This is a genomic window from Neisseria sp. P0001.S005 (assembly GCF_051963715.1).
Genome location: NZ_JBQCTZ010000516.1, coordinates 1 through 569, shown reverse-complemented (window position 1 = coordinate 569; position 569 = coordinate 1). Strand labels below are relative to the sequence as shown.

Annotated in this window: 1 pseudogene; it reads left to right on the top strand. The window is 53.4% G+C overall.

The window, feature by feature from the left end:
• Positions 1–569: pseudogene (locus tag ACTHSP_RS21400) on the top strand (TonB-dependent siderophore receptor); the annotation flags it as partial.

The window sequence follows — 569 nt, the reverse complement described above, 5'->3', positions numbered from 1 at the left end:
GACAACGCCTATTCCGACAGCCAAATACTGTATCACCAAGGCCGTTTCATCATCGACCCTGCGCTGGTCAAAATCGTCTCCGTACAGAAAGGCGCGGGCTCGGCATCTGCCGGTATTGGCGCGACCAACGGCGCGATTATTACTAAAACAGTCGATGCCGAAGACTTGCTAAAAGGTTTGGACAAAAACTGGGGCGTGCGCCTCAGCAGCGGCTATGCCAGCAATGACGGCGTAAACTACGGCGCCAGCGTGTTCGGAAAAGCCGGCAACTTCGACGGCTTATTCTCTTACAACCGCAACGATGAAAAAGATTACGAAGCAGGTAAAGGCTACAAAAGTCCCAACGGCGGCAAAACCGTACCTTACAGCGCACTGGACAAACGCAGCTACCTGGCCAAAATCGGAACAACCTTCGGCGACGGCGACCACCGCATCGTGTTGAGCCACATGAAAGACCAGCACCGGGGCATCCGTACTGTGCGTGAAGAGTTTACAATCTTCGAGTCCGACCCTGCAAAAGACAGGCAGAAACCCTCATACCGTGAAACTACCCAATCCAACACCAACTT